20 protein-coding genes and 3 tRNA genes are annotated in these 25,239 nt (G+C 71.8%); 14 read left to right on the forward strand and 9 right to left on the reverse strand.

Going from position 1 to position 25,239, the window contains the following annotated elements; genetic code table 11:
- Positions 1–308 precede the first annotated feature (308 nt).
- Positions 309–1,031, forward strand: a complete 723-nt coding sequence (locus SH922_RS20265; protein WP_393059335.1) for a bifunctional DNA primase/polymerase — start codon at positions 309–311, stop codon at positions 1,029–1,031.
- An 887-nt stretch (positions 1,032–1,918) separates the two neighbouring features.
- Here the strand turns inward: SH922_RS20265 and SH922_RS20270 are convergent.
- The 3 genes from SH922_RS20270 to SH922_RS20280 all read right to left on the reverse strand — a co-directional run bounded on the left by SH922_RS20270 (position 1,919) and on the right by SH922_RS20280 (position 4,739).
- Positions 1,919–2,884: a DUF5926 family protein gene (locus SH922_RS20270; RefSeq protein WP_393059336.1), complete on the reverse strand. Its 966-nt coding sequence runs from the start codon at positions 2,882–2,884 to the stop codon at positions 1,919–1,921.
- A gap of 252 nt (positions 2,885–3,136) precedes the next feature.
- On the reverse strand, positions 3,137–3,808 hold the full coding sequence (locus tag SH922_RS20275; protein ID WP_393059337.1) for an ATP-binding protein: 672 nt from the start codon (positions 3,806–3,808) through the stop codon (positions 3,137–3,139).
- A gap of 85 nt (positions 3,809–3,893) precedes the next feature.
- Entirely contained in the window at positions 3,894–4,739 is an 846-nt protein-coding gene (locus SH922_RS20280) for a glycerophosphodiester phosphodiesterase (protein WP_393059338.1), read from the reverse strand.
- Positions 4,740–4,929: 190 nt separating this feature from the next.
- Between SH922_RS20280 and SH922_RS20285 the strand changes: the two genes are divergently transcribed.
- Both SH922_RS20285 and SH922_RS20290 read left to right on the forward strand, forming a co-directional pair.
- A complete protein-coding gene (locus SH922_RS20285) occupies positions 4,930–6,423 on the forward strand; it encodes a S1C family serine protease (RefSeq protein WP_393059339.1) in 1,494 nt (497 codons plus the stop codon).
- 53 nt (positions 6,424–6,476) lie between these two features.
- A tRNA-Ser gene (locus SH922_RS20290) sits at positions 6,477–6,566 on the forward strand.
- Positions 6,567–6,732: 166 nt separating this feature from the next.
- Here the strand turns inward: SH922_RS20290 and SH922_RS20295 are convergent.
- Positions 6,733–6,948: a GrpB family protein gene (locus tag SH922_RS20295; protein WP_393059340.1), complete on the reverse strand. Its 216-nt coding sequence runs from the start codon at positions 6,946–6,948 to the stop codon at positions 6,733–6,735.
- Positions 6,945–7,826 carry a bifunctional DNA primase/polymerase gene (locus tag SH922_RS20300; protein ID WP_393059341.1) on the reverse strand — a complete coding sequence of 294 codons (882 nt, stop codon included), beginning with the start codon at positions 7,824–7,826 and terminating at the stop codon, positions 6,945–6,947. The genes SH922_RS20295 and SH922_RS20300 overlap by 4 nt, the downstream gene beginning before the upstream one ends.
- 311 nt (positions 7,827–8,137) lie before the next feature.
- Here SH922_RS20300 and SH922_RS20305 point away from each other — a divergent pair, with 311 nt between their 5' ends.
- The 8 genes from SH922_RS20305 to SH922_RS20340 all read left to right on the forward strand — a co-directional run bounded on the left by SH922_RS20305 (position 8,138) and on the right by SH922_RS20340 (position 16,300).
- Positions 8,138–8,449, forward strand: a complete 312-nt coding sequence (locus SH922_RS20305) for a hypothetical protein (protein ID WP_393059342.1) — start codon at positions 8,138–8,140, stop codon at positions 8,447–8,449.
- Between the two features lie 216 nt (positions 8,450–8,665).
- On the forward strand, positions 8,666–9,871 hold the full coding sequence (locus SH922_RS20310) for an acyl-CoA dehydrogenase family protein (RefSeq protein WP_393059343.1): 1,206 nt from the start codon (positions 8,666–8,668) through the stop codon (positions 9,869–9,871).
- Positions 9,868–10,884 carry a bifunctional MaoC family dehydratase N-terminal/OB-fold nucleic acid binding domain-containing protein gene (locus SH922_RS20315; RefSeq protein WP_393059344.1) on the forward strand — a complete coding sequence of 339 codons (1,017 nt, stop codon included), beginning with the start codon at positions 9,868–9,870 and terminating at the stop codon, positions 10,882–10,884. The genes SH922_RS20310 and SH922_RS20315 overlap by 4 nt, the downstream gene beginning before the upstream one ends.
- Before the next feature lies 1 nt (position 10,885).
- Positions 10,886–11,920 (forward strand): acyl-CoA dehydrogenase family protein, encoded by a 1,035-nt coding sequence (locus SH922_RS20320; RefSeq protein ID WP_393059345.1) that lies wholly within the window; start codon positions 10,886–10,888, stop codon positions 11,918–11,920.
- The gene (locus SH922_RS20325) at positions 11,917–12,312 is read left to right on the forward strand and encodes a MaoC family dehydratase (protein ID WP_393059346.1); all 396 of its coding nucleotides are present in this window, start codon (positions 11,917–11,919) and stop codon (positions 12,310–12,312) included. Before SH922_RS20320 ends, SH922_RS20325 begins: the two co-directional genes overlap by 4 nt.
- On the forward strand, positions 12,309–13,475 hold the full coding sequence (locus SH922_RS20330) for a lipid-transfer protein (protein WP_393059347.1): 1,167 nt from the start codon (positions 12,309–12,311) through the stop codon (positions 13,473–13,475). Before SH922_RS20325 ends, SH922_RS20330 begins: the two co-directional genes overlap by 4 nt.
- 353 nt (positions 13,476–13,828) lie before the next feature.
- The gene (locus SH922_RS20335; RefSeq protein ID WP_393063632.1) at positions 13,829–14,416 is read left to right on the forward strand and encodes a SigE family RNA polymerase sigma factor; all 588 of its coding nucleotides are present in this window, start codon (positions 13,829–13,831) and stop codon (positions 14,414–14,416) included.
- Positions 14,417–14,650: 234 nt separating this feature from the next.
- The gene (locus SH922_RS20340) at positions 14,651–16,300 is read left to right on the forward strand and encodes a long-chain fatty acid--CoA ligase (protein ID WP_393059348.1); all 1,650 of its coding nucleotides are present in this window, start codon (positions 14,651–14,653) and stop codon (positions 16,298–16,300) included.
- 86 nt (positions 16,301–16,386) lie between these two features.
- Here SH922_RS20340 and SH922_RS20345 read toward each other — a convergent pair whose 3' ends face one another.
- Positions 16,387–20,643 carry a PAS domain-containing protein gene (locus SH922_RS20345; RefSeq protein WP_393059349.1) on the reverse strand — a complete coding sequence of 1,419 codons (4,257 nt, stop codon included), beginning with the start codon at positions 20,641–20,643 and terminating at the stop codon, positions 16,387–16,389.
- Positions 20,644–20,856: 213 nt separating this feature from the next.
- Positions 20,857–21,321 carry an SSI family serine proteinase inhibitor gene (locus SH922_RS20350; RefSeq protein ID WP_393059350.1) on the reverse strand — a complete coding sequence of 155 codons (465 nt, stop codon included), beginning with the start codon at positions 21,319–21,321 and terminating at the stop codon, positions 20,857–20,859.
- Between the two features lie 225 nt (positions 21,322–21,546).
- On the opposite strand from SH922_RS20350, the gene SH922_RS20355 reads away from it, so the two are divergent.
- The 3 genes from SH922_RS20355 to SH922_RS20365 all read left to right on the forward strand — a co-directional run bounded on the left by SH922_RS20355 (position 21,547) and on the right by SH922_RS20365 (position 22,677).
- Positions 21,547–21,637 (forward strand) — tRNA-Ser (locus tag SH922_RS20355).
- Between the two features lie 230 nt (positions 21,638–21,867).
- Positions 21,868–21,940: transfer RNA gene (locus SH922_RS20360), tRNA-Arg, on the forward strand.
- Positions 21,941–22,260: 320 nt separating this feature from the next.
- The gene (locus tag SH922_RS20365) at positions 22,261–22,677 is read left to right on the forward strand and encodes a hypothetical protein (RefSeq protein WP_393059351.1); all 417 of its coding nucleotides are present in this window, start codon (positions 22,261–22,263) and stop codon (positions 22,675–22,677) included.
- Positions 22,678–22,952: 275 nt separating this feature from the next.
- Here SH922_RS20365 and SH922_RS20370 read toward each other — a convergent pair whose 3' ends face one another.
- Together SH922_RS20370 and sigJ are read right to left on the reverse strand one after the other, a co-directional pair.
- Positions 22,953–24,161 (reverse strand): NAD(P)/FAD-dependent oxidoreductase, encoded by a 1,209-nt coding sequence (locus tag SH922_RS20370; RefSeq protein WP_393059352.1) that lies wholly within the window; start codon positions 24,159–24,161, stop codon positions 22,953–22,955.
- Positions 24,162–24,254: 93 nt separating this feature from the next.
- Positions 24,255–25,199 (reverse strand): RNA polymerase sigma factor SigJ, encoded by a 945-nt coding sequence (sigJ, locus tag SH922_RS20375; protein WP_393059353.1) that lies wholly within the window; start codon positions 25,197–25,199, stop codon positions 24,255–24,257.
- Positions 25,200–25,239 lie beyond the last annotated feature (40 nt).

Raw genomic sequence — 25,239 nt, forward strand, 5'->3', positions numbered from 1 at the left:
GGGTGGTCCTGACCGCCTCCGGAACCTGACGGCGGGCCCGGGCGTCCTCACCTGTGACGGCCGCACCCCCTCCCCGAGTGGCGGGGCTGCACGACGGACGGCAGGCGCGGCAAGCGCCCTGCACCTCGCCATGATTTCGACTGGAACCGGCTCGATTCGGCTCGGCACAGCTCACGCTCGGTACCGAAGACCAACCCGTACCGCAGGCTCGACGAGCATGTACACACAGTGAAATTCCGCACACGTGGTGTAACGCGCGCGTGGTGTGATGTGGACCCTCGGCGTTCAACGGAAAGGAACGAGCGCTCATGCGCGAGATCCTCGGAAGGCGACGCAGGATGCGGTTCGGACGCAGGGGCGGGACCGCGCGTCTGGACGCGGCCCTGACCTGCGCCACCGCATGGCAGTGGCCCGTGCTCCCAGGGGTGGGCCTCCAGCCCGCCGGCAGTCGTGGTGAGCGTGGCCGCGGCTGTGCCTGTCCCGATCCCGAGTGCGCCGTGCCCGGCGCGCACCCCTTCGACCCCGGACTGCTCGCCGCGACGACCGACGCCCGGATGGTGCGCTGGTGGTGGACGAACCGGCCCGCCGCGCCGGTACTGCTGGCCACGGGCGGGCGTGCGCCGTGCGCACTGAGCCTGCCGGCGGTGGCCGGGGCCCGCGCGCTGACCGAGCTCGACCGGATGGGCATGCGGCTCGGCCCCGTGGTGGCGACGCCGACCCGATGGTCGCTGCTGGTCGCTCCGTACACCCTCGAACGGCTCGGTGAACTGCTGCACGCCCAGGACTGGGTGCCCAGTTCGCTGCGGTTCCACGGTGAGGGCGGTTATCTCGTTCTTCCGCCGTCCGAGATCGGCACGGGGCAGGTGCGCTGGGAGCGGGCGCCGGACCGGGATTTCCGGCCGGGCCCCGGGGGTGGAGCGCCGGTCCGGGCGGTGGCGTCGCCGTGGCTGCCGGATGTGGGGGCGGTTCTGGACGCGCTGGTCCAGGCGAGCAACAGTGCCCCGGACGGCGGAAGCCGGCTCGCGTACTGACCGACGGGCTGCCGGCCGATGCCGGCCGATGACGGTCGGGTTCGGACTGACGGGCCGGATTCCAGGCCAAGGGTGCCGGTTCAGGTGGCCGCGCGGGTTCGGCCTGGCGGGCCGGTTCGGGCTGTCGGGCCGAGGGGGTGGGCGGCCGGATGCCGCGGGAATGTCGGGTCCGGTGTGGCCGCGGTGGCGGGCGTTCGCCGTGCCGCTTCCGTTCTTGATCCGTTTCCGTTCTTCTCGCTCCGCCTTCATTGCTGAGCGTTGTCGGATCCCTGGCGTTTCACTTCCGGGTGAGGTGATCGATGCGGCTGTTTCGGTCATACGTTGAGGGCTGTTTCGGTCATGCAAAGTCTGCCGATGCAAAGTCCGCCGGTGGTCGGCTTTCTGATGCGCCTTCCGAAAGCCGTTCGAACTGTCTTCGAAGATCTCTTCGGGAGTTGCTTCGTGGCGTATTCGGAAAGGGAGCCGGCCGGCGACTTCTGTCCGATACCGAGCGGTCCGGTGACCGCGCGGCGCCGTTGTCGACGCCGGGTCCAACCAGGCTCCCTCGGCGGCGGGTTGACGCCGCGCCACTCCTGAAGCCGTCGCGGGGACGCGTGAAGGGCGGCAGGGGGCGGGACCGGGTCGGATGTGACGCCGAGGCTTGTCCAGGGGGCCTGTGCGGGGCCTGTGCGCGGTTCGTGCGCCGCGTGGTGCGCCGTGCGCGCCGGGCCCGGACATGAGGATGCCCGATCGCTGGCGACGGGGGATGCACCAGCGACCGGGCTTCTAGAACGGTAACAAGAGATCTGCCGTTCGCAAATTCGATCTCGCGTATTCGGACAGCGATTTACCTGTGAGTACGGTGAGTTGTGACGGGTGTCACCGTACGGTCCGGGTGATGGTCACTGTCAGCTGAGGGTCACTTGGCGGTTGGTGAGCCCGCCACGCGCCCGCCGCTCCTCGGCCGTGAGCGGCGTGTCCGAAGCGAGCGCCGTTGCGAGCCGCTCCGCGAACGCGGCGGCGGGCTTCTCGCACTCCTCGGCACCCATGGCGCTCGGCAGGTCCCAGACCGGGACCATCAGGCCGTGCGCGCGGAAGGAACCGACCAGCCGGGTCCCCTCGCCGAGCGACGAGGCGCCGGCGGCGTGCAGCCGGGCGAGGGCGTCGAGGAGCTGCTCCTCGGGGTGCGGCATGACCCAGCGCAGGTGGTTCTTCTCCGGGGTCTCGCACCAGTAGGCGGCGTCCACCCCGGAGAGGAGGACGGTCGGGATCGCCGCGTCATTGGCGCGCTCCAGGGACGCGGACACCTCGGCCGTGGCGTTCTCCGCGTCCGGTACCCAGAACTCGAAGCCCGGGTGCACGACCGGCGCGAACGGTGCGTCGGCGTCCAGGACGTCCTGGAGCCGGGGCCCTTCGGCGGGTACGCGCCTGGCGGCGACGGGCGAGCCGGGCTCGGCCTCCAGTGCTCGCTGGAGGGTGTCGGCGAGGTCGCGGCTGAGGTCGCCCGATGAGGTGTCGTTCTGCAGGGCGAGCAGGACCGAACCGTCGTCGCGGCGCAGTGCGGGCCACGCCATCGGGAGGACGGTGGCGAGCGTCACCGACGGCACGCCCTCGGGCAGTCCGCCCTTCAGCGTCAGTTCGACCGTGGCGGCGGGCACCAGTTCACGCAGTGCGACCCAGTCGCACTCGCCGGCCAGCCCCTGGAAGGGGCGCTGGACCAACTCGGCCACGGCCTGGGCGGCGGCGCGGCCGTGACAGGCCTTGTATCGGCGGCCCGAACCGCACGGGCAGGGCTCACGAGCCCCGACCACCGGGATCTCGCCGTCCGTGAGCTGCTGCTTCCCGGCCTTGGTCTGAGGGCGCTTCTTCGCCATGGTGGGCTTTCTCCCGATTGCGACAGTGCGGTCTGGGCCGCGAGCCTAGCCGCCCGTGCGCCGTCCGGGGGCACGGACGACCCGGGACCTGCGGACACGGCGCCGCCGCGGGGCTCCGTCGTGCCGGTTGCCTGTCGGCACGGAGCCGGGGCGCAGCCTGGAGACCGCGCTTGCCGGGGCCTGCGCGCAGGACGAACGGCCCGCCACTGGCAGTTCCTCGGGTGCCCCGTCGTCGCGGTGCGCCGCCCGGCTTCAGCCCGCGTCGTCGAACGCGCCGGCGAAGTCCAGCCCCTCGAGGTCTGCCGCACCGGTCGCTCCCGAGCCGCCGCCCGGCAGCCGTGTCACGCCCGGGGCCCGTCCATTGCTCCGGGCGCCCGGCCGTTCGTCGGGGCTGCCGTGCCCCTCGTTGACCAGCACCCAGACCGTGACCTCGCCGGACGAGTCGTCACGTACGCCCCATTCCTCGGCGAGGGCGCTGATGATGTTGAGCCCCCGGCCGCCGCGAGCGGTCACCGACGGAGTGGCCGGAACCGGCCGGGTCGGACCGCCTCCGTCCGTCACCTCGACGGTCAGCCCGCCCGTTCTGTCGACGCGCCAGGCGGCGCGCACGTCGCCGTCTCCCACGTCGGTGTGCCGGCCCAGCGGCCTGCCGTGCCGGCAGGCGTTGCTGAGCAGTTCGGAAAGGATCAATACAGCATCGTCGACGACCGAATCGGGCACCCCGTGGCTGCGCAACTGCTCACGCATCCGGTGCCGTGCCTGACCCACGCCCGCAGGGCCATGGGGTACGGCCATGCTCGACGACGTGGGCACTTCCTGTGCCACCACCAACGCCACCCCCGAGACCTCCTTTGCCCCACGCCAGGGAGTGGATGCCCCCCTGGACTGGACCGGAAACCGGCCAATGGCCTGCGAGTGACGCACTCGTAACGAACGGGTACGCGCCGAATGCGCCGGTGTACTCCCTGTGACCGGCGGTGAGGGGTGCCGCCCCTGTTGTGCGCAGGCTCTAAGCGCGCCCCAGCTGTGCCAGAACCTGCTTCGGGCGATTCGTGATGATCGCCTCGACGCCGAGCCGGATGCAGAGCTCGACGTCCTCCGGTTCGTTGACCGTCCAGACGTGCGCCTGATGACCGGCGTGGTGCAGGCGGTCGATGTACCCCGGGTGGCTGCGTACGATCCGCATCCCCGGTCCCGCGGTCCGGGCACCCGCCGGCAGCCGTCCGTCACGCAGCCGCGGCGAGACGAACTGCATCAGGTAGACGGTGGGCAGCTCGGGTGCGGCGTCCTGGATGCGGCGCAGTGACCGGGCCGAGAAGCTCATGATGCGGACCGGTGAGGGGCCGTCGGATGGCGGCACGTCGAGCTCGAAGCGCTTCAGCAGGTGCAGCAGCCGCTCCTCGACCTGGCCAGCCCAGCGCGTCGGGTGCTTGGTCTCGATGGCCAGCTGCAGCGGACGGCCGGCGGCTCTCGTCTCGACGAGGAGCTCAAGGAGCCGTTCCAGAGTGAGTACGGAGGTGAGCTCGCCCGGCACCGGATCCCAGTCCGGGGACTCCGCCTCCTCGCGGTCCTTCCATGAGCCGAAGTCGAGGGCCGCGAGTTCGTTGAGCTCCAGGGTGGAGACGGCGCCGCGGCCGTTGGAGGTGCGGTTCACCCGGCGGTCGTGTACGCATACGAGATGGCCGTCGGCCGTGAGCCGTACGTCGCACTCCAGGGCGTCGGCGCCGTCCTCGATCGCCTTCCGGTACGCGGCCAGGGTGTGCTCGGGGGCGTCGTCGGACGCGCCCCGGTGTGCGATGACCTGGATGGGATGCTGGCTGGGGCGCTGCTGCCGTGCTTGGGTCACCCGCATCATGGTGTCACCGGGAGACCATGGGTGGGTGCACCTGGTAGCGCGAGACCGTTTTGTCCGATGTAAAGGCTCGTGCACAGATGCACAGGTCCTGCTTACAGTGGCCTGACGTGCCGTGGGAAAAGCTGACTCCAGACACGTACACAGCGGATCTCTTGCCGAATCATGATGTGGAACCGAGGAGTAAAGAGCTGTGAGCACAGAGAACGAGGGCAACGAGGGCACCGCGGCCGAGGCCGCCCCGTCCGTTCCGTCCGCACCTCCAGTGCCGGCCGACGCTCCCCAGGGACTCCCCGAGAGCGCGCCCGCCGCCCCGCCGCAACCGGACGCGACGGCCACACAGCAGCAGCCGGCCTCCTCCGCCCAGGACCCGGCGACCGCCCCCATGGCCCCGGTCCCGGCGGCCGCGCCGCAGTACGCGCCCCCGCCCGCACCGCAGTCCGCTGCCGACGCCGGCTGGCCACCGCCTCCGCCGGCGGTCCCGGCCTACGCCCATGGGCACGGGGCGCAGGGCGGCGGCCCGGCATGGGGCCCGCCCGGTCAGCTGCAGACACCCGACGCACCGCGCAAGCGGGGCGCGGGCGGCCTGGTGGCCGCGGTGGTCGTGGCGGCACTCGTCGCGGGCGGAGTCGGCGGAGCCCTCGGCTTCTGGGCCGCGGACAGCAACAACGGCTCCGACTCCGCCGGTTCCACCACGGTCTCCGCGTCGGGCACTCCGCAGGACCTCAAGCGCGACCCGGGCACGGTTGCGGGCGTCGCGGCCAAGGCGCTACCCAGCGTGGTCACGATCGACGCGCAGGGCGGTGACGGGGAGGGTGGCACGGGCACCGGCTTCGTGTACGACAAGGAAGGCCACATCCTCACGAACAACCACGTGGTGGCCTCCGCGGCGGACAGCGGCCAGCTCACGGCGACGTTCTCCAACGGCAAGAAGTACGACGCCGAGGTGGTCGGCCGGGCCCAGGGCTACGACGTGGCCGTCCTGAAGCTCAAGAACCCGCCGCAGGGGCTCACCCCGCTGCCGCTGGGCAACTCGGACCAGGTGGCGGTGGGCGATTCGACGATCGCGATCGGTGCCCCGTTCGGTCTGTCCAACACGGTCACCACGGGCATCATCAGCGCGAAGAACCGCCCGGTGGCCTCCGGCGACGGCTCGGGCGGCAGTAACTCCTACATGAGCGCGCTGCAGACCGACGCCTCCATCAACCCGGGCAACTCCGGCGGCCCGCTGCTGAGCTCCGGCGGCGCGGTCATCGGCATCAACTCGGCGATCCAGTCGACCGGAAGCACCGGCCAGAGCCAGGCCGGTTCCATCGGCCTCGGCTTCGCGATCCCGATCAACCAGGCGAAGAACGTCGCCCAGCAGCTGATCAAGACCGGCCAGCCGGTCTACCCGGTCATCGGCGCGACGGTGACGATGGACGACAAGACCGGTGGCGCGGTCATCTCGGACCAGGGCGCGGGCGGCACGGAAGCGGTCCCGAAGGACAGCCCCGCGGCCAGGGCCGGGCTCAGGGCGGGCGACGTCATCACGAAGTTCAACGACACCGTCGTCGACAGTGGCCCGACCCTGATCGGGGAGATCTGGACCCACAAGCCGGGCGACAAGGTCAAGCTGACCTACAAGCGCGACGGCAAGACGTCCACGGTGGAAGTCACCCTGGGCGAGCGCAAGGGCGACAGCTGACCCGCTAGGCTGTCCTCCGCGTCGAAGCGGGTCTTCGTTGACCGTTGGCGCGAGGTGGGTTGCCCGAGCGGCCTAAGGGAACGGTCTTGAAAACCGTCGTGGCAGCGATGTCACCGTGGGTTCAAATCCCACACCCACCGCCAGGTCAGAGAAACAGCAGGTCACAGGGCGGGTCTCCGGTTGGAGGCCCGCCCTGTGCGTTGCTTGCGGGCGCCCGTATCCGGTTCTGACCGGTGGGTATACGGGCCATGAGCGGTCCGGACTCATCCACCCCAGCCGGATTCTGTGGCCCCCGCTCTGCCTCAGCCATCAGGACCTCTGTAGCGGGGGTCTTGATCTGCCCGTAGTCCAACAGGTCCGGGACGCTCGGTGCCAGCCGCTGCTTGAACGCCCCCACGCCCGGCGGGTGGCCTCGTCCGCGCGAAGGTAGTCCCGAAACAGCAGCGCGAAGCGGGCGTTGGGTCCGGCGTCCTCCCGCAGATGGACGTTGCAGGAGCGTGCGCCGACCGGGCCGTCGGCCGTCACCCCGGCGGCTCGCAGCGGGTGGTGGTGAGGCGGGCGGCCGAGGCGATGGTGGCCCGTGCCTCGTGTTCCGGGAGGCCGGTGCTGATCGCGGCCCGGGTGAGGGCGTCGGCCAACGCGTCTCCGAAGCCGTGTTCGTAGGCGCGGCAGGCCGCCCAGAAGAGGCGGGTGTTGCGCTGGCCCTCGTCCGCGGCCAGGACGAACTGGATCAGGCCCCGGCCTCGATCGTCGGGGTGGGTTTGCTGCCGGTGGGGGCGGGGCGGGGGCGTCAGCAGGTGGAGGAGGGCGCTCGGGCAGGGCGCGGGCGGGAGGGTGCCGGTGCCGGGGACGAGGCGGTAGGTGCCGTGGGTGGTGACCGAGCCGGGGCCGACCAGATAGCCGCCGGCGCCGCGGATGTCGATGCCGGGAGCGAGGCGGCCGGCCGAGTTCGGCACGACCGCGCCGGCTGGGCCGGACAGCCAGATGTGGCGGCCGCCGCTGGGGGTGAGCACCGTGACGGTCGGCGGGAGAGTGAACAGGTGCTGCAGGGCGAGGTGTTGCAGGGCTGCCACGGAGTCGGTGCGGCCGGTGGTGTCGATGTCGAGGTCGACGCCGATGAGGTGGTGCGGGGGGCGTCCGCACGCGATGCCGTAGCCGGTGGCCCAGGGGGCGGCAGCGAAGAGGGCGCGTATGGCGGCGGGGTCGGTGGTGGCGTCGTGGACGCCGTGCCCGGGCCGTCCGCAGGCGCCCCGGCAGCCGGACGAAGGGCGCTCGTCACGGTGTGGGGAGCGCAGGGCGGGGAGCTTGGTGGCGGACAGCGGGATGACGGGGAGCCCGTGCTCGGCGGCGGAGAGCGCGTGGGCCAGGGCCAGGGTGGCGGTTCGCCGGTCGGTGGTGGCCATGGTTCTATGTTCGTATGAATGTTCGAATAAGGGAAGAGGGTGAGTGCTCGAGGGTGGTGGCCTGGGGTGGTGACGGAACGCTTCTTCTCCCCCAGGGCGCGGGGTCTCCCGGCAGGCAGGGTTGACCTGGGAGTTTGTGGGATCTGGGGGTTTATCTTCTCTTCCTCATGCTTGCGGGGGAATCGGAAAGTGTGGGTGGTTCGCCGGTGCGGTGCTGGGCAGCTTTGTTCTCGCGACGTCGTGACCATCACCGGGGCGGTCGGCCAACTGGCCCGGGTTCAGCTTTGTTTCCGGTTCCTGGAGGAATAGACATGGCAAGCATCCGTACCGCTCGTGCCCTCGCCGTTGTTGCCGCGCTGCCTCTCGCCGCCGTCCTCTTCAGTGGTGTGGCCCAGGCCGACAACGGCTCGTTCGCGAACGACGGATCGAACGCGGGCGTGGCCACGATCAGCGGAAGCGGGGTCGGTGGGGACAACTTCGGGAATTCGTCCACCTCGCAGCAACAGGCCACCGGCTCCGGGGCGTCGAACCAGAGCAACTCCGCCCAGGTGAACGGCTCCGCGTTCACCGACATCGACCAGTCCACCCACAACGTGGCGGTGAACTTCACCAATCTCTGGTGACCCGGAGCCTGCTGCGGTCCGGTCGGGGGGTCGGGCCGCAGTGGGGGAAGTGCGGCCTGCGTGGCGCCACTGCGGTGGTGCACGCAGGCCGTTCGGTCTCCAGGGGCAGGCGGGGATCGGGGTGGGTCGGGCTGTCCGGTGCCTTGACAGTCGAGCGGAATCTGACGGACAGTCAGAAACCCTGATCCCCATGCCTGTCCAAGGGAGGCAGCCGCCGTGCATCTGGCCCCGACCGAGCGCCAGCAGGAACTGCGCGCCGAACTCCGCGCCTACTTCGGTGAAGTGATGCCCGCGGGCCGTGGACACGCCGGCCCCGCCGCCCAGGTCCCGGACGCCCAGGATCCGGACACCCAGGGCCCCGACGCGCAGCGGCGGCTGCTGCGACGTATCGGCGCCGACGGGATGCTCGGTCTGGGCTGGCCCGTCGAGTACGGGGGGCAGGGCCGCGGCGCGGACGAACAGTTCGTGTTCTTCGACGAGGCCTACCGGGCCGGAGCCCCGGTTTCCATGGTCACCCTCAACACGGTCGGTCCCACGCTCATGAAGTACGGGACCGAGGCGCAGAAGGAGTACTTCCTGCCGCGCATCCTGGCCGGTGAGCTCGTCTTCGCCATCGGCTACAGCGAGCCGGAGGCCGGGACCGACCTCGCCGCGCTGCGCACCAGGGCCGTACGCGACGGCGACTCCTGGGTCATCGACGGGCAGAAGATCTTCACCAGCAACGCCCAGAACGCGGACTGGATCTGGCTCGCCTGCCGTACGGATGCGGACGTGCCCAAGCACCGGGGCATCTCGATCATTCTCGTACCGACGGATGCGCCCGGCTTCTCCTGGACACCCATCGAGACCGTGGGCGGGCTGACCACGACCGCCACGTACTACGACGGCGTGCGGGTGCCCGCGTCCGCACTGGTCGGGGCGGAGAACGGCGGCTGGGGGCTGATCACCAACCAGCTGAACCATGAGCGGGTGGCACTCGCCGCGATCGGCATGCAGGCCGAGGACTTCTACGAAGTGGCGCTCGCGTTCGCCCGCACCCCGGACCCCGCGACGGGGAAGCGGCCGGCTGACGAGCCGTGGGTCCGCTCGCGGCTGGCCGAGGCGCATGCCCGGCTGGCGGCGACGCGCCTGCTCAACTGGCGCCTGGTGGGGGCCGTGGGAGCGGGAGCGCTGGCTCCCGGGGACGCGAGCGGCGTGAAGTTCGCGGGAACCGAAAGCGCCGTAGAGGTCTACCGAATGTGCCAGGAGATCACGGGAGACAGCGGAACGGTCCGGGGCGGTTCGCCCGGCGCCTTCGGGGACGGCGAGCTGGAGCGGATGAACCGGGCGGCACAGATCAACACCTTCGGGGGCGGGGTGAGCGAGGTGCAGCGGGAGATCGTCGCGACGATGCGGCTCGGAATGAAGAGGGGGAAGCGGTGACGGCCGGGCAGGGCGAGCGGGACGAGTTGTACGAGCGGCTCAGGGCGTACGAGGGCCGGGCGGCGGCCACGTCGGGCGTCGGCAAGGACCTGGTCAACGAGCCGATGATCAGGCATTGGTGCGAGGCGGTGGGGGACACGCACCCTGCCTACGGCGGACCTGGCGCTGTCGCCCCGCCGACGATGCTCCAGGCGTGGACGATGGGCGGTCTGTCGGGGCACACGGACCGGAGCGGGGCGTACGACGAGCTGTTCGGCCTTCTCGACGTGGCCGGTTACACCTCCGTGGTCGCGACCGACTGCGAGCAGGAGTACCTGCGTCTCCTGCGGCCCGGGGACAGGATCACCTTCGACGCGGTGATCGAGGCGGTGTCGGAGCGCAAGACGACGAAGCTGGGGACTGGCTACTTCGTCACCACGCGCATGGACGTCCGGGCGCAGGACGAACCCGCCGGGACGCACCGCTTCCGGATCCTCAAGTACCGGCCGGAGAAGCCGAAGCCGAAGCCGGAGGAGAGGGCGACGGAGAGGGCGGAGCAGAGGACGACGGAGAATGCTGGGCCGGAGGAGCAACCGAAGCCGAAGGACGGAAACGGGAACACGCTGCGGTCCAGGCCCGTGGTCAACCGGGACAACGCCGGATTCTGGGAGGGCGTCGCCGCCCACCGGCTGCTGATCCAGCGCTGCGCGGCGTGCGGCACACTGCGCTTCCCCTGGCTGCCCGGATGCAACGCCTGCGGGTCGCCCGAGTGGGACACGGTCGAGGCGTCGGGCGAGGGCACCGTCTTCAGCCATGTCGTGATGCACCACCCGTCCTTCCCCGCGTACAGCGAGAACGGCGAGGGCGGGCCGTACGCGGTGGCGCTCATTGAGCTCGCGGAGGGGGTCCGAATGGTCAGCAACGTACTCGGGGTGCCCTGCGACAAGGTGCGGGTGGGCATGCCGGTGCGGCTGGAATTCCTGCGGACGGACCCCGAGTCGGTACTGCCGGTCTTCCGGGGAAGTGAGGGCTGACATGGATTTCACGCCGAGCGAGGAACAGGCGGCGGCCCAGGGGCTGGCCGCCCGGATCTTCGGGGACCTGTCGACGCACGACCGCCTGGTCGGGGCCGGCAGCGGTACGGACGCCGAGCTGTGGAAGGAACTCTGCGCGGCCGGACTGCTCGGCGCGGTTGAGGAGACCGGACTCCTCGGGCTGGTGCTGCTGGCGGAGGAGCAGGGCCGGACGACCGCACAGGTCCCCTTCGTGGCGAGCTGTGTGTACGGGCTCCTGGCCGTCGCCGGGCACGGTACGGACGAGCAGCGCGGGCGCCTGCTGCCACCGCTCAGGGACGGTACGGCCGTGGCGGCGGGGGCCTTTTCTGCCCGTGACCAGGTGCATGCGGAGAAGGGCGGACGGCTGAGCGGCAGCGTCCCGTTGGTTCCGTGGCTGCGGGACGCCACCCATGTCCTGGTCGCGGCCGCGGACCGGAGCCTGTGGATCGTACGGACCGCTGATCCCGGGGTGCTGACCGAACCCGTGGAGACCACGGCCCCGTGGTCGGCCGGACGGCTCGTGCTGGCCGGGGCTCCCGCCGAGCGGCTGGGCGGACCGGGGGCGTACGAGGAAGTGCTGGGCAGCGCCCGGACGGCGTTCGCCGGAGTGCAGGCGGGCGTGTGCGCCGGCTCTCTGGCCCGTGCGGTCGAACACACCGGCGCCCGCGAGCAGTTCGGCCGCCCGCTGTCGACCAACCAGGCGGTGCTGCTTCGGGCCGCCGACGCGTACATGGACACCGAGGCGATACGCGTCACGGCGTACGAAGCGGCATGGCGGCACGACGAAGGGCTGCCGTACGGGGAGCAGGCGCTGACCGCGGCGTGGTGGGCGTCCGAGGCCGGAAGACGGGTCGTGCACGCGGGTCAGCATCTGCACGGCGGCACGGGCGCCGACCTCGACCATCCCGTGCACCGCCACTTCCTCTGGGGGCGTCAACTCGACGCGCATCTCGGCGGCAGCGGCACGGTGCTTCAGGAACTCGGCGAACTACTGGTGAAGGAGGGACCGGAGTGAAGACCGGCGAGGAACTGGCGCCGTTGGAGATCGCGGTGACCCGCACCCTGATCGTGGCGGGCGCCATCGCCTCCCGCGACTACCAGGACGTGCACCACGACGCGGAGCTGGCACAGGAGAAGGGGTCCCCGGACATCTTCATGAACATCCTGACGACCAACGGTCTGGTCGGACGGTACGTCACCGACCGCTTCGGGCCTTCGGCCGTGCTCCGACGGGTCGCCATCAGGCTCGGCGCTCCCAACTATCCCGGCGACACGTTGGTGTTGAGCGGAACGGTCACCTCGGTGGCGGACGACGGAACGGCCGAGGTGTCGGTCGTCGGCGTCAACGGAATCGGCAGGCATGTGACCGGTACGGTAACCGTCGGTGTGGCGGAGGACTCCGCATGAGCGTGCGCAGAGCCGATTCGCTCGGCGGGAAGGCGGCGGTGGCCGGGATCGGGGCGACCGAGTTCTCCAAGCAGTCCGGCCGCAGCGAACTCAAACTGGCCGTCGAGGCGGTGCACGCGGCCCTCGACGACGCGGGGCTCACGCCCGCCGACGTCGACGGGCTGGTCACCTTCACCATGGACACCAGCCCGGAGATCACCGTCGCGCAGGCGGCCGGCATCGGTGAGCTGTCGTTCTTCTCGCGCATCCACTACGGCGGCGGCGCGGCCTGCGCCACGGTCCAGCAGGCAGCCCTCGCCGTCGCCTGCGGGGTGGCCGACGTCGTCGTCTGCTACCGGGCGTTCAACGAGCGGTCGGGGCGCCGCTTCGGCTCCGGGGTGCAGCAGCGGGAGCCCACGGCCGAGGGGACCGCACTCGGCTGGAACCTGCCCTTCGGGCTGCTCACGCCCGCCTCCTGGGTGGCCATGGCGGCCCAGCGCTATCTGCACACGTACGGGCTGACTCCGGAGGCCTTCGGCCACGTCGCGGTCACCGACCGGCGCCATGCCGCGAACAACCCGGCGGCGTACTTCTACGGGAAGCCGATCACCCTCGCCGACCATGCCGCCTCCCGGTGGATCGTCGAACCCCTGCGGCTACTCGACTGCTGTCAGGAGACGGACGGCGGGCAGGCGATCGTCGTCACCAGTGCGGAACGGGCGCAGGACCTGCGGCAGCCGCCCGCGGTGATCGTCGCGGCCGCGCAGGGGGCCGGACGGGCGCAGGAGCAGATGACGAGCTTCTACCGCGACGATCTGACGGGGCTGCCGGAGATGGGCGTCGTCGCCCGCCAGCTGTGGCGCAACTCCGGTCTGGCCCCCGCCGACATCGACGTGGCGATCCTGTACGACCACTTCACCCCCTTCGTGCTGATGCAGCTGGAGGAGTTCGGCTTCTGCGGACCGGGTGAGGCGGCGGACTTCGTTGCCGCCGGCGCACTGCCCCTGAACACCCACGGCGGTCAGCTGGGGGAGGCCTATCTGCACGGGATGAACGGCATCGCGGAGGCGGTCCGGCAGGTCCGGGGGACGTCGGTGAACCAGATACCCGGAGCGGCCACCTCCCTGGTCACGGCCGGCACGGGGGTGCCGACCTCGGGGCTCGTGCTGGGCCGGGCGCGGTGAGCTGCCGGGCCCGCCCCGAGGAGGGTGGGCCGCGGGCCGGTTCCGCGGTCTCGGGTACGACCCTGAGTACGGGAGGACGGCCCCTCCACCTACAGGAGGTGGAGGTGGCCCCACTCCTACACCCTGAGGCGGACGCCGTTTCGGGACCTGGGGCCGATCCCCGCGGCAGCGCCCGCTCCTAGCGTGGAGCCATGACCACGCCAGTCTGCACGGGCGCCTCCAGGGGAGCCGCTGCCACCACCCCGGAGCCGCAGCGCAGCCCGCACGCGCCGACGCACACCGGGCACCCGCCGCGCGGGCAGCACACGTCGCCCGCGGCGCATCCGCCGCGCTCGTCGCTCGCCCCGTACACCGTGCCGCGCACCCCGGCAGTCCCGCGCGCCCAGGCCGCCACGCGCAGCCCGGCCACCGCGCGATCGCCCTACGGTGCGCGTGCGCCGTACGTCCCGTACCCGTCGTTCACGTCCTTCGTGAAGGCCCGCGGGCCGGTGCTGCTGCGTGCTGCCCGCTCGCTCACCGCGAATCCCAGCGACGCCGAGGACCTGCTGCAGACCGCGCTGACCAAGACGTACGTCGCCTGGGAGCGGATCGAGGACCACCGGGCGCTCGACGGCTATGTCCGCAGGGCCCTGCTGAACACCCGTACCTCGCAGTGGCGCAAACGCAAGGTCGACGAGTTCGCCTGCGAGGAGCTGCCGGAGCAGGAGACCGTGCCCGGCCCCGACCCGGCCGAGCAGCAGACGCTGCACGACGCCATGTGGCGTGCCGTGCTGAAGCTTCCCGACCGCCAGCGGGCCATGGTCGTCCTGCGCTACTACGAAGACCTCAGCGAGGCCCAGACCGCCGAGGTCCTCGGGGTGTCCATCGGGACGGTCAAGAGCGCGGTGTCCAGGGCGCTCGGCAAACTGCGCCAGGATCCGGAGCTGACTCCTGTCCGGTGACCTGCCTGTCCGCTGACCCGGCCCTCGGTGACCTGCAGGTCCTCGGTGACCTGCCGGCCCCCCGGCGCCGACGTGTCACGGACATGCTGAGGAGAGCTCTCCGGCCTGTCCGACTGGTGACGAATTTGCCGGACGCCACCGAATTCGTTCCCCCGGGAGTAGTGACATACCGCTTGGTATGTGCGCAGAATCAGCGGAACCTTACTGCCGCGTAGCGCCCACCGGGAGGACGCCGTGCTCAGCACCATGCAGGACGTACCGCTGACCGTCACCCGCATCCTGACCCATGGGATGACCATCCACGGGAAGTCGCAGGTCACGACCTGGACCGGAGAGCCCGAGCCGCACCGGCGCAGCTTTGCCGAGATCGGCCGGCGGGCCACCCAGCTCGCCCACGCCCTGCACGACGAGCTCGGCATCGACGGGGACCAGAGGATCGCAACCCTCATGTGGAACAACTCGGAGCACGTGGAGGCGTACCTCGCCATCCCGTCGATGGGCGCCGTGCTGCACACCCTCAACCTCCGGCTCCCCGCCGAGCAGCTGGTCTGGATCGTCAAGCACGCCGACGACAAGGTCGTCATCGTCAACGGCTCACTGCTTCCGCTCCTCGCCCCGCTGCTCCCCCAGCTGACATCGCTGGAGCACGTCGTCGTCGCGGGTCCCGGTGACCGCTCCGTCCTGGACGGCGCCGCGGTGCGGGTGCACGAGTACGAGGAGCTGATCGCCGGCCGTCCCACCAGCTACGACTGGCCCGAGCTGGACGAACGCCAGGCCGCCGCCATGTGCTACACCTCCGGCACCACGGGTGACCCCAAGGGCGTCGTCTACTCCCACCGTTCGATCTACCTGCACTCCATGCAGGTCAACATGTCCGAGTCGATGGGCCTGACGGACAAGGACACCACCCTGGTGGTCGTCCCGCAGTTCCACGTCAACGCCTGGGGTCTGCCGCACGCCACGTTCATGTCCGGCGTCAACATGCTGATGCCGGACCGCTTCCTGCAGCCCGCCCCGCTCGCGGACATGATCGAGCGCGAGCGCCCGAGCCACGCCGCGGCCGTCCCCACCATCTGGCAGGGGCTGCTGGCCGAGGTCACGGCCAACCCCCGCGACCTCACCTCGATGGCCAATGTCACCATCGGCGGCGCCGCCTGTCCGCCCTCCCTCATGGAGGCGTACGACAAGCTCGGCGTCCGGCTCTCCCACGCCTGGGGCATGACGGAGACCTCGCCGCTCGGCACCATGGCCAACCCGCCCGCGGGGCTGACCGAGGAGCAGGAGTGGCCCTACCGCATCACGCAGGGCCGCTTCCCGGCCGGCGTCGAGGCGCGGCTGACCGGCCCCGCCGGCGAGCATCTGCCGTGGGACGGGGAGTCGGCCGGTGAGCTGGAGGTGCGTGGCGCCTGGATCGCCGGTGCGTACTACGGCGGTGCCGACGGCGAGGCGCTGCGGCCCGAGGACAAGTTCAGCGAGGACGGCTGGCTGAAGACCGGCGATGTCGGTGTGATCAGCCCCGACGGCTTCCTCACGCTCACGGACCGGGCCAAGGACGTCATCAAGTCCGGTGGTGAATGGATCTCCAGCGTCGAGCTGGAGAACGCCCTGATGGCGCACCCGGATGTGGCCGAGGCCGCGGTCGTGGCCGTCCCGGACGACAAGTGGGGCGAGCGTCCGCTCGCGACCGTCGTCCTCAAGGAGGGCGCGACCGCCGACTACGAGGCGCTCAAGGCGTTCCTTGCCGAGTCGGGCATCGCCAAGTGGCAGCTGCCGGAGCGCTGGTCGGTCATCGCGTCCGTACCGAAGACGAGCGTCGGGAAGTTCGACAAGAAGGTCATCCGGAAGCAGTACGCGGCGGGCGAGCTGGACATCACCCGGCTCTGACCCCAGCGGCGCGGCGGACATGACGAGGGCGGTACGGGATCACTCCCGTACCGCCCTCGTTCGCGTGTTCCGCTGCCCGTGCGAGGTCAGTTCGTGCCGATCTTCGCGAGCAGATCGACGATGCGGGACTGCACCTCGTCGCTTGTCGAACGTTCTGCCAGGAAGAGGACCGTCTCGCCCGAGCTCAGCTTCGGCAGCTCCGAGCCGTTCATGTCGGCCGAGGTGTAGACGACCAGCGGGGTGCGGTTGAGCTGGCCGTTGGCGCGCAGCCAGTCGACGATCCCGGCACGGCGGCGGCGTACCTGCATCAGGTCCATCACCACCAGGTTCGGCCGCATCCGGGTCGCGAGCGAGACCGCTTCGCTGTCCGTCGCGGCGCAGGCGACCTGCATGCCGCGCCGCTCCAGCGTCTGTGTCAGCGCGAGCGCGATCTCCTCGTGCTCCTCGATCAGCAGGACGCGGGGCGGATGCTGTTCGCTGTCGCGCGGGGCGAGTGCCTTCAGGAGTACGGCGGGGTCGGCACCGTACGCCGCGTCCCGCGAGGCCTGTCCCAGACCGGCGGTCACCAGGACCGGCACCTCGGCCGCCACCGCCGCCTGGCGCAGCGACTGCAGCGCCTTGCGGGTGATGGGACCGGTCAGCGGGTCCACGAAGAGCGCGGCGGGGAACGCCGCGATCTGCGCGTCGACCTCCTCGCGCGAGTGCACGATCACCGGCCGGTAGCCGCGGTCACTCAGCGCCTGCTGGGTGGAGACGTCGGGGGCGGGCCAGACGAGGAGCCGGCGGGGGTTGTCCAGCGGCTCCGGGGGGAGTTCGTCGTCGACGGGCTGCGGGGAGGGGCGGTTGGCGACCTCGACGGCGCCGCCGGGGCCGTCGAGCGGCTCCGGTCCCTCGGCGGCGCCCTCGTCGGGCGCTCCTATGGCGTACGCGCGTCCTTCGGCCGCCGGAGCGGCGAGCAACTGCCCCGAACCCTGGCCCTGCACGGTGCCGCCCGTGCCACCGGGGCCGGTCTGCGGGGCCGGCGGCTGCGGCGCGGTGGTGGCCGCCGGCGGCAGGGCGGCGCGCTCGTCCCGGTCGCCCTCGGGCGGTGCGGCGAGCTTGCGGCGCCGGCCTGCCCCGCCACTGCCGCCGAGCGTCTGGTTCTGCGGGTGGGCGATGTGCTGGGCGAACGGCACGCCCTGCCCCAGCGTCCGCACGCTGAACGCCCGACCCTGCGTCGAGTCCGGCGACCCGGGCACGGGCGCCTCGGCGGGCAGCGGCTGCCGCCGCGCGTTGGGACCGGGCGACAGCGGCCGCGGGCGGCTCCCGTCGTGGGCCGTCGGGTCCGGAGGCCCTGCCGGGCCCGCAGGGCCGTCAGCGCCCTCGGGAGCGGCGCCGCGGGCGTTGCCGACCGCGGTCGTACCGGTGGTGTGCGTGGTCCGGCCGGACGCGGCCGGGCCGGGATCGGCGTCGGGTCCTTCCGGGGCCGCGGGGCCCTGACCCGAAGCATCGTCCGTTCCCCAGCCGCCGGGCTGTGCGGGCGGCGAGGGCTGACCGGACGGGCCGGCCGGCCCGTCCTGCTCGGGCAGCGAGAACGGCGCGGCCTGCTCCTCCTGCGGAGGCTGAGGCGCATCGCCGTGCCGGGCCCGGCGTCGCCCGGTCGGGACCGGGTGCGCCTGAGGCGGGGTGTGGTCGTGCTCCGGCGCGCCGGACACCGCGTCATGGCGCCCGGGGAGCGAGGCGTCGGCCCCGGCGGCGGTGGGCGGCACCCGGTCGGCGTCGGCGGGCGGGAGCGCGAAGGGGACGCGGGGACCCGCCTCGGCCTGGGCGGCCCGGTCCTGGGCGGCCGACAGGGCGCGACGGGCGCGCCGGCCGGTCGGCTGCTGCGCCGGCGCGGCAGCCGGTGCCTGTCCGTACGCCGGCTGTTCGGGCGTCGTCTGTCCGTACGGCGTCTGGCCGGGCACCGCGTGTCCGTGCGTCGGCTGTCCGTGCGTCCGGGCGGTGTCGTCGTGTCCGGGGAAGGCCGCGGGGCCTACGGCCTCCACGGCGGTTCCGGCGTTCCCGGCGGCCGGAAGCGCCAGTTGGTTCTCGCCGCCCCGGTGCGCCCGGTGCCCGCCCGCCGGTACTGGCGTCGGCGCCTCGGCCGGAACACCCTGCGGCGGAACGGTCTGGCCGCGCTGCGGACGGCCACCGGCCCCCTGGGCACCCTCGGCGGCCGTCACCACGGACCCCTCCGAAGGCGCGGGAGCCGTGGGCAGTGCGAGGGCCTGCCCCGGCCCCTGCTGCCCGGCGCCGGCCGGCTCGCCGTTCTCCGCCGGGCTGGGCCGGCCGCGCCTGCGCCCGGAGCCCCCACCCTGCGGGGCCGGGGAGAGTGCGTGCGGGCCCGCCACGTCGGTCGCGGGCATTTCGGCGGACTCGGGTGCGGGGTCGCCCCCCGCCTCCCGGCGCGCACGCCGGCGCCCGGTCGGCTCGGCCGCCCCGGCACCGGCCACTGCGGACTCGTCGGCCCCGGGCTCACCCGTGCCGTCGGAGCCGCCCACCGGGCTCTCCAGGAAGGCATCCGTGGAGGACCTGCGCGCCCGGCGCCCCCGCCTGCCGCCCTCGGTGACCGCGACATCACCCGAGGCACCGGAATCGCCCTGGGCCTCGGGGACCGGCGGGGCCACCTCCGCCTGGGGCGGCATCGGCGGCATGACGGTCCCCGAACCCGTGCCCAGCGGGACTTCGAGCACGTACGCACTGCCGCTCATCCCCGGCATCTCATGCGTCTGGAGCACACCGCCGTGCGCCCGCACGATGCCGCGCACGATCGGCTCGTGCACCGGGTCTCCCCCGGCGAACGGTCCGCGCACCTCGATCCGTACGACGTCGCCGCGCTGTGCGGCGGCGACGACGACCGTCGAGTCGACGTAGCCGCCGCCCGGCACCAGCCGGGCCTTGCCGGTCGAATCGACCCCGGCGACGTCCGCGACCAGGTGCGCGAGCGCGGTCACCAGCCGCCCCGCGTCGACCTCGGCCTCGATCGGCGGCGCGTGCACGGCGAACTGGGCACGGCCGGGCCCGATCAGCTCGACCGCGGCATCGATACCGGCCGTGACCACGCCGTCGAGCAGTACGTTCGTCTTGACGAGTGCTTCGGAGCCGCCGTCCAGGCGCTGGTAGCTCAGTACGTTGTCGACCAGCGTCGTCATGCGTGCATAGCCCGCGGCCAGGTGGTGCAGGATCTGGTTGGCCTCGGGCCACAGCTGGCCCGCGGGGTCGGCGGCGAGCGTGGACAGTTCGCCGCGCAGTTCCTGGAGCGGCCCGCGCAGCGACTCGCCGAGCACGGCGGTCAGCTGGGTGTGCCGGGCGGACAGGTCCGCCAGCCGCTCGGCCTGCTCCTCCAGTTCGGAGGCGTACCGCTCGGTGCGGTCCGCCAGTTCGGCCGCGTGCTGTTCCGTCAGTCCGGAGACCTCGGCGGTGTGCCGCTCGGTCAGGTCCGTGAGCTCGGCGGTGTGGCTCGCGGTCAGCTCGGCGACCTCGGTCCTGCGCTGCTCGTCGAGCTCCTCGTACGGTCGGCGGTCGGTGAACGTCATGACCGCGCCGACGAGCTGGTCGCCGTCGCGCACGGGGGCCGTGGTCAGGTCGACGGGCACCTGGGCGCCGCTCTTGGACCACAGGACCTGCCCGCGCACGCGATGCTTGCGCCCCGACTTGAGGGTGTCCGCCAGCGGCGACTCCTCGTACGGGAACGGCTCGCCCTCGGCGCGCGAGTGCAGGATCAGGGGATGCAGTTCCTGGCCGCCGAGGTCGCTGGCGCGGAAGCCCAGGATCTGGGCGGCGGCTGGGTTGACCAGGACGACCCGGCCGTCGGTGTCCGTGCCGACGACGCCCTCGGCGGCGGCGCGCAGGATCATCTCGGTCTGGCGCTGGGACCGGGCCAGCTCGGCCTCGGTGTCCACGGTGCCCGACAGGTCGCGCACGACGAGCATCAGCAGCTCGTCACCCGTGTAGCTGCCGCTGTAGGAGCTCTGGACGTCGGTGTACGCCGCCTGCCCGTCCTCCAGGCTGGCGCTCGTCACCTCGACGGGGTACTCGTTGCCGTCGGTACGCCGCGCGGTCATCCGCGTGGGCTTGGTCCGGCCCCGCTCGTCCGCAGCCTCCGGCCTCCGCATCGACCCCGGGATCAGCTTGGAGTCGAACTCCGGCAGCAGATCGAGCAGCCCGCGACCCACGAGCGCGGTGCCCGGCGTCTCGAACATTTCGAGGGCGATGGTGTTGGCGTTGACGACCGTACCGTTGCAGTTGACGAGCAGAAGCCCGTCCGGAAGGGCGTCGAGTATGGCTGCGAGGCGAGCAGCGCCTCGGGATGGCCTGCTGCTCACGACGACGCTTCCTCCCTGATTACTGCACCTTGCCGACAGCGGGCCCCATCTTGCCCCTCGGGCCTCAGGCTGTCACTGGAGGAGTCTAAAGGCTGGGGAGGGGCCAGGGGCGGCGGATGAGGGGGAGCTCTCACCAAGGTTCTGTGCATACGGTGTACGACTCTGGCCCATTACGTGCCCTGCGGGCCGCCCCGGAACGCGCCCAGCCGCAGCTCACCGGACGTTCGGGAGCACGGGCCGCAGGCTGTTCCAGCGCCCGATCTCGCACCCGTTGGTCCGCTCGAACGTGGAGTCGATGCTTCGCCCCTGCCACGTTCCGGTGATCCGGGCGGTGGAAGGTCCGCCGAACTGCTGTGTGCACATCGCGTCCCGGGACACCGGCGCGAACGGGTCCGCGCTCTCGCCCGGCAGCTGCGCCAGCCGGTCGCAGGCCTGCTGCGCCACGGGGTGGCTGCCGCCCGCCGGCTCGCACTCCAGCTCGTACGTGCCGTCGGCCTCCGGGTTGCCCGACCCGGAGACGACCACGGTGAGATGCGTGCCCGTGTCATCGTTCGGCAGCACGGGCAGCGGCAGCGACAACGGCAGCGGAAGGGGACCGGCCACGGCCGTCGCCGCGGGTGCGCCGGCAGCCAGCGCGGCCAGCGACACGACGGCGGTGAGGGCGAGACGACGCATCATGCGGGCTCCTGTGGTCGTGCGTGTCGTCGGCACCGGGCCGGCGACGGCGGGAAACGAAGGGCGGGCGCCCCGCCCTGACTAACGCTCCGGACGCCACGGCGTTGCGCAACCGCAGGCGCTTTGCCCTCGCGGCCGACTGCCTAGTACCGTAGGCATCGATTGGTGACGCAACACTCAGCTGTGTCATCATCTGCACGCACCACCCGCGTTCGCGCGGGGTGTGCTGGAGGCGTCGCCTAGTCCGGTCTATGGCGCCGCACTGCTAATGCGGTTTGGGTCTTAAAGCCCATCGAGGGTTCAAATCCCTCCGCCTCCGCTTGATCACCGAAGCCCCGTGCCACTGGCCGGGGCTTCGGTCGTTCCTGTGCCGGGGTGGCCCTGGGGCGGGGTCGGGACGGCGTCAGGACTGGGCCGATCGGGGGCGGCTCGAACCGGTGATCTCGCAGCTCAGCAGCGGTGCGGCTAATGGATTTCGCGTCACGGCGCAGGTCATGTAATGTTGTTCTCGCAACGCCGACGGGGCAGAAAAAAGCCCAGGACGCACAAGCACTCGTAGCTTAACGGATAGAGCATCTGACTACGGATCAGAAGGTTGCAGGTTCGAATCCTGCCGAGTGCACAGCAGGCCAGAGGCCCCCAGGAGAAATCCTGGGGGCCTCTCGCTTATGTCTTGACGGCAGTGGCGGCGCGCCCGCCTTCGTGGCTGATCTTCGGCGGCCGAATCGCCGGCAGCGCGGGCCGGCCGGCCAGGTCGATGAGGCGTTGGTCGTGCCTCAGCGCCTTGCGCGCCGGCGCGGCGCCCCGTTCAGCAGGCAGCGACCGCCACGGAGAGGGGATCGTTCCAAACACGTCACGGCATGTCATGACTCCGTCACCACCACGGCTCCGGCGCCACGCACCCCCCAACATGTCCCTACTCGAATCACGCCTGGGGGGACCATGCGCATCCGCACCACCACCGCGGCCATCGCCGCCGTACTCGCCTTCGCCGTCGTCGGCTGCAGCAGCGACAGCGACAGCGAGGCCGACACCACCACCAGGAGCAGCGCACCCGAGGCGTCGAGTCACGCGGACGACGGTGGCAGTGCCAAGGACACCGGCCTTCCGCCCGAGCCCACCGGTGCCGAGCGGGACGCCGTCCTTGCGGCCGTCATGGACGTCAACAGCAACCTCACCCATGACGAGGACAAGGCCATCGACGCGGCCCGCAACCAGTGCGCGGCCCTCGACGGCGGCGCCACGAACGCGGACCGCACTGCCGCGCAGCGGTTCTCCTACGACGGCATCACGCTGACCGATGACGACGGCAGCCACATCAACATCGGGCTGCGCAAGACGCTCTGTCCCGCATCCTGACCAGCCGGCAACTCCGGCCCGGCCGCGACCGAGTGTGGCCGGGCGGTGGAGCTCGGCGGCGGCTTCGACGCAACGCCGGCACGTAGTGGCGCTTGATCGCCAACGTTGGCGGCCGGTTCGGGGGCGGCCGAGGGCTCGGCGGGCCAGAGGCCCTCAGGAGGCATCCTGAGGGCCGTTCGCGTCGCCCGTTCAGCAGCGAAGTGCAGCAACCCAGTCAGCCGTTACCGCCCATCGCGTCAGGCTCGGCCCTTTCGTGTGAGGGTGGTTCCGGTCAGTCAGGCCGCTGACGCGTTGACGGCCGGGGAGCCTTCAAGGGCCGGTTCGCGCACGACCGGCCGGCGACGGGCCGGGATGCCGAGGGTCGGGTGGGCGACGCCCCAGGCCGCGCCCTTGCAGATCATTTCCTTGTAGGCGGCGGCGAGTTTGCCGGTCAGGGCTGCGCTGACGGCGCGGTCGTCGGCCGTGACGTACTGGATGAGGCCTTCCTTGCGCCCCAGCGAGATGCACTGGTTGAAGTAGCGGGGTGCGGTCTTCGGCAGCTTCGTGCCGGTCAGGCGTGCCGCGATGGCGTCGGCGGCCTGCCACGCGGTGGGGACGCCCGAGGCGCACGACATCCGCAGCGGCTTGTCGCCGGGGCCCGCCACCAGGGCCGCGTCGCCGATGGCGTACACGTCCGGGTGCGAGAGCGAGCGCATGGTGGCGTCGACCGCGATCTGGCCGGTGTCGGAGACCTCCAGGGTGGTGGCCTTCGCGATCGGGTGGACGGCGAAGCCGGCGGTCCAGACGGTGACCGAGGCGGGGATGGAGGTGCCGTCCGCGGTCGTGACGTGGTCGGCCGTCACTTCGGTGACGGCGGTGTGCTCGTGGACGGTGATGCCGAGCTTGTCGAAGACCTTCCGCAGGTGCCCGCGGCCCTTGGGTGACAGCGTGTCGCCGAGGCCGCTCCTGACGGCGAGGGCGATGTCGAGGTCGGGGCGGGCCTCGGCGAACTCGGTCGCGGCCTCCAGGCCGGTGAGGCCGCCGCCGATGACGAGCACCTGCTGGCCGGCGTCCAGGCCGGCGAGGCGTTCGCGCAGCCGGAGGGCGCCGGGGCGGCCGGAGATCTCGTGGGCGTGCTCGTCGGTACCGGGGACGCCCTGGCTGTTCCAGCCACTGCCGAGGGCGTACACGAGGGTGTCGTACGCGAGTTCCTCCGCACCGTTCGCGTCCACGACGGTGACGTGCTTGCGGTCGGCGTCCACAGCGGTGACCTTCGCGTACTTCAGTGCGACGCCGGTGCCCGCGAACATCTCGCTGAAGGGCCTGGGCGTCAGCGCATGGCCGACCGCCAGCTGGTGCATCCGGACGCGCTCGACGAAGTCGGGTTCGGCGTTGACGAGGGTGATCGCGACGTCTTCGCGGCGCAGTCGCTTGGCAAGGCGGCCGGCGGCGATGGCTCCCGAGTATCCGGCTCCGAGGACGATGATGCGGTGCTGCTGCTGCATTTCCCTGCTCCTGTCTCGCGCGGCTTCGTCCCTTGAACCGGGCAGCCCGCCGTTTCCTGACAGGTGGAGAGTGTGAGCCACGTCACAGTGCAGTCAGAAGGCGCTGAACAAGGGTTCCCCATGGTCGGAGGCCGCCCAGCGCCTGGTCGCGCGTTCGAGCTTGTCAGGGTTGACCTGGTTACGGAACGCGGCGATGCCGTCGGCGGTGATCTCCGGGCACATGATGCCGATGACCCGGCCGTCGAGGACCGCCACGACGGCGGGGACGCCGTTGGCGGTCGTGAGGTGGACGCCCGGAGAGCCGCCGGCGATGTCGCGCTTGGCCTTGCTGGGTTTGAACAGGCCGCGCATGAACTTCGCGACCGCGAGGGCGCCCTCGAACGCCTTGGCGCGGGCCGGGACCTTGCCGCCGCCGTCGCCGATCGCGACGGCGTCCTCGGTGAGCAGCCGTACGAGCGGCTCGGTCCGGCCGCTGGTGGCGGCCGCGAGGAACTCCTCGACGATCCGCCGGGCTGACGCCTCGTCGATCTCGGTGCGGGCCTTGCCGTCCGCGATGTGTTTCCTGGCCCGGTGGAAGACCTGCTGGGCGGCGGCCTCGGTGATGTCGAGGATCTCGGCGATCTCGCGGTGCGGGTAGCCGAAGGCCTCCCGCAGGACGTACACCGCCCGCTCGTTGGGGGAGAGGCGCTCCATGAGGGTGAGGACCGCGTACGAGACGGAGTCGCGCTGTTCGGCGGTGTCGGCGGGGCCGAGCATCGGGTCTCCGGCGAGCAGTGGCTCGGGGAGCCACTGGCCCACATAGGTCTCGCGCCGGGCGCGGGCCGAGGTGAGCTGGTTGAGGCACAGGTTGGTGAGGACCTTCGTCAGCCAGGCCTCGGGGATCTCGATCCGGTCCACGTCGGCGGCCTGCCAGCGCAGGAACGTGTCCTGCACGGCGTCCTCGGCCTCGCTCGCGGAGCCGAGGAGGCGGTAGCCGATGGCCTCCAGGCGCGACCGGGAGGCCTCGAACCGCTCCACGTCCTGCACGGTCAGTGGCATGGCCCGGATCTTAACGCTCGCGGCGCCCGCCCGGCCGGAG

This window comes from Streptomyces sp. LN549 (genome assembly GCF_043203805.1).
Lineage (GTDB): Bacteria > Actinomycetota > Actinomycetes > Streptomycetales > Streptomycetaceae > Streptomyces.

Excerpts from the sequence above, each read along its gene's own strand:
- SH922_RS20265 (WP_393059335.1), top strand. The coding sequence starts at position 309 with ATGCGCGAGATCCTCGGAAGGCGACGCAGGATGCGGTTCGGACGCAGG.
- SH922_RS20270 (WP_393059336.1), bottom strand. The coding sequence starts at position 2,884 with ATGGCGAAGAAGCGCCCTCAGACCAAGGCCGGGAAGCAGCAGCTCACG.
- SH922_RS20280 (WP_393059338.1), bottom strand. The coding sequence starts at position 4,739 with ATGATGCGGGTGACCCAAGCACGGCAGCAGCGCCCCAGCCAGCATCCC.
- SH922_RS20300 (WP_393059341.1), bottom strand. The coding sequence starts at position 7,826 with ATGGCCACCACCGACCGGCGAACCGCCACCCTGGCCCTGGCCCACGCG.
- SH922_RS20305 (WP_393059342.1), top strand. The coding sequence starts at position 8,138 with ATGGCAAGCATCCGTACCGCTCGTGCCCTCGCCGTTGTTGCCGCGCTG.
- SH922_RS20320 (WP_393059345.1), top strand. The coding sequence starts at position 10,886 with ATGGATTTCACGCCGAGCGAGGAACAGGCGGCGGCCCAGGGGCTGGCC.
- SH922_RS20330 (WP_393059347.1), top strand. The coding sequence starts at position 12,309 with ATGAGCGTGCGCAGAGCCGATTCGCTCGGCGGGAAGGCGGCGGTGGCC.
- SH922_RS20350 (WP_393059350.1), bottom strand. The coding sequence starts at position 21,321 with ATGATGCGTCGTCTCGCCCTCACCGCCGTCGTGTCGCTGGCCGCGCTG.
- SH922_RS20365 (WP_393059351.1), top strand. The coding sequence starts at position 22,261 with ATGCGCATCCGCACCACCACCGCGGCCATCGCCGCCGTACTCGCCTTC.
- SH922_RS20370 (WP_393059352.1), bottom strand. The coding sequence starts at position 24,161 with ATGCAGCAGCAGCACCGCATCATCGTCCTCGGAGCCGGATACTCGGGA.
- sigJ (WP_393059353.1), bottom strand. The coding sequence starts at position 25,199 with ATGCCACTGACCGTGCAGGACGTGGAGCGGTTCGAGGCCTCCCGGTCG.